Source organism: Candidatus Pelagibacter communis, assembly GCF_001180205.1.
Lineage (GTDB): Bacteria > Pseudomonadota > Alphaproteobacteria > Pelagibacterales > Pelagibacteraceae > Pelagibacter > Pelagibacter ubique_O.
Genome location: NZ_CVSU01000117.1, coordinates 1 through 3,009, shown reverse-complemented (window position 1 = coordinate 3,009; position 3,009 = coordinate 1). Strand labels below are relative to the sequence as shown.

3 protein-coding genes are annotated in these 3,009 nt (G+C 29.4%); 1 reads left to right on the top strand and 2 read right to left on the bottom strand.

Translation table 11 applies throughout. The annotated features are described in order from the left end of the window. A partial coding sequence (locus AMO08_RS05325; RefSeq protein WP_306452501.1) for a solute carrier family 23 protein occupies positions 1–262 on the top strand: 262 nt, incomplete at its 5' end. Positions 263–309: 47 nt separating this feature from the next. Here AMO08_RS05325 and AMO08_RS05320 read toward each other — a convergent pair. Beyond that, positions 310–756 (bottom strand): Hsp20 family protein, encoded by a 447-nt coding sequence (locus tag AMO08_RS05320; RefSeq protein WP_075485922.1) that lies wholly within the window; start codon positions 754–756, stop codon positions 310–312. A 102-nt stretch (positions 757–858) separates the two neighbouring features. Beyond that, the gene (locus AMO08_RS05315) at positions 859–2,934 is read right to left on the bottom strand and encodes a S9 family peptidase (protein WP_075485921.1); all 2,076 of its coding nucleotides are present in this window, start codon (positions 2,932–2,934) and stop codon (positions 859–861) included. Positions 2,935–3,009: the final 75 nt, after the last annotated feature.

Here is a 3,009-nt window from a genome sequence, read left to right as displayed (position 1 = left end):
GGTGATTGGTGGAGCAGCAATCATTATGTTTGGGATGATTGTAGCTGCTGGTATTAAATTGATTTCAAGGGCAGAAATGGATCAAAGAAATTTATTAATCTTAGCTCTTTCATTGTCTTTTGGAATTGGGATGTCATTGTTACCAGACTTTGTGAAAAATATTCCAGATTTTGGGATAAGTTTAAAACTACTGTTAACAACTGGACTTATACCTGCTGGATTATTAGCATTTGTTTTAAATGCTATAATGGCAAAGAAATAATTAATTTAAACTTGTGGGGAGAAATCCCCACAAGCAAGGTTTAAGACTTATTTAATTTCAATAAGCTTCTTTTTTTTATGTTCTGGAATTATTCTTTCACAAGATATTGTTAAAAGACCATCTTTAAGCTCAGCACCATTAACTTTTACATCATCAGCTATAGTGAATGATCTTGCAAATTGTCTTTGAGAAATCCCTTTATGAATAATTTCTCCATTTACATCACTGTCCTCAGACTTATTAACTTGTTTTGTTCTAACTGTTAATAAATTGTCCTCGAACTCAACCTCAACGTCTTTTTTGCTAAAGCCAGCCAATGCTACTTCAATTGCATAGTTGTCTTTACCTGTCTTTCGGATGTTGTATGGTGGATAATTTGACTGCATCGTCAAATTTCCATTTCCTAACATATTTTCGAATTGGTCGAACATATCATCAAAACCAATTGAAAAAGGTCTAAGTGAGTTAAATATAGATAGATCCTTACTTGTCATAATATCCTCCTTTTTTAAGCAAGTTTATTTATGCAAGCCCCATTAGGCGACTTACCTAACTTATATGGGAATTAATTTTTTTTTTTCAAGATTGAATATGTACTAAATTTTATTTGAAATTTTTAATGCAAATGCATAATCAATCGCAATTTCTTCTATTGCGCCATCTCTTCCTGATTTTCCACCATGACCAGCATTCATTTCGGTTTTTAAAAGAAGTAAATTATTATCTGTTTTATAGTCTCTAAGTTTTGCTGTGAACTTTGCAGGTTCATCAAATAAAACTCTATTATCACTTAAACTTGTTGTAATCAAAATATGTGGATAATCCATTTTTTTAATATTGTTGTAGGGCGCATATGAAAAAATATAATCAAAGTGTTCTTTATTCTCTTTTGCATTTCCAAATTCGTCAAATTCTCCCACAGTTAAAGGTAAAGAATGATCAAGATTTGTTGTTAAAGAATCCACAAAAGGAACAGCCATGATAATTCCTAAAAATAATTCAGGAGATTGATTGACTACAGCTCCCATCAATAATCCTCCAGCCGATCCACCCATTCCAATAATATTTCCTTTTGAAGTATAATTCTTTTCAATTAAATATTTTGCTGCGTAAATATAATCTTCAAAAGTATTTTTTTTGTTTGTTAATTTTCCCTCTTTCCACCATTTCATCCCTTTTTCCATACCACCTCTAATGTGAGCTGTCGCCCAAATTATATCCCTATTGATAAGACTTAATCTTGTGGAAGAGAAACTTGGTGACATAGAATTTCCATAAGACCCATATCCATATAATAAAACATTTGCAGACCCATCAATTTTTGTTTTTTTGTGTCTAGTAATTGTTAGTGGAACCATTCTTCCGTCATGAGATTTAAACTCAACTCTCTCAACAATATAATCATCTTTATTATGACCAGATGGGATCTCTTGCTCTTTAACAAGTTCTTTAGATTTTGTTCTTAAATTATATTTAAATACTCTAGAAGGAGTTTTGGGGGATGAGTATCCTAAATAAACTTCATCAGTATTTCTATCTTTTTGAGTTAAGCTCACTCCTGGAACATAAACAGACTCATCAGAGAAAACTAATTCTTCTTCTTTATTCGTAGAAATATTTTTGACAAATAATTTATCTAGTGCATCTGATGTTTCACCACGAATAATCCAATTTTTAAGGAATGTTAATCCACCAATTAAAACTTCATCTTTTGCTGGAATATATGCTTTCCAATTTTGATTTTCTAAATTGTCACAAATATCAATTTTAAAGTCTTCAGCATTTTTATTTGTATGATTATAAAATTTACCATCCCATGAATTAACAGAATATAGAACACCTCTTTCTCTTTTAATAATCAGTTTTGGAGATGGATTTAATTCATCTGATTTAAAGTAATATTGTTCTGAAGTATTATGGTCAGAAGTATTTATAAAAAAATATTTTTCATCTGAGCTTTTTCCAATTCCTACTGTAAAAGCCTCGCTTTTCTCCTCAAATATTAATTCATCTTTGGCCTCAAAATCTCCTATTTTGTGCCTGTATATTGTTCTTGCTCTATGATTTTCATCAAGTTTAGAATAAAAAATATATTTATCATCTAAACTAAATGTTATTCCCCCTGATGTTTCCGTAATTTCTTTTGAAATAATTTTGTTTGTTTTTATATCTCTTAAATAAATTGTATAATATTCAGAACCCTTAAGATCTAAAGAGTACCCAAGATATTTATCATTATTACTTACTTCTAAATCTCCAACCCCAAAATATTCAGTTTTAAGTTTTTCTTTTTCTTGATCTCCATTCCATATTTCCTCAATATTTTCTGAACCAATTTTTTTTCTAAGTTTTATGGAATAATTTCCTGTTGTTGTAGTTTTTGTCCAATACTCATAGGTGTGATCTTTATAGGGCAAAGATTCATCATCTAATTTAATTCTTCCTTTAATTTCATCGAATAATTTTTTTTGAATATCTTTTGTATCTTTTAAATGATGATCTGTGTAAGCATTTTCATCTTCTAAATATTTTTTCACTTCAGGATCTAACTTGCTTTTATCTCTGAGAACTTCCAAAATATTATCTTGATGAATCCAGCTGTAATTGTCTTCCCAATCAATATTGTGACAAGTTTTTATCTCTAGTTTTTTTTTAAGTTGTGGTACTTTCATCTAATAAGGAAATATATGAATATTATTATTTATCTACTTGTAATTTTAGTCATCTTATATTTTTTATTAAGATGG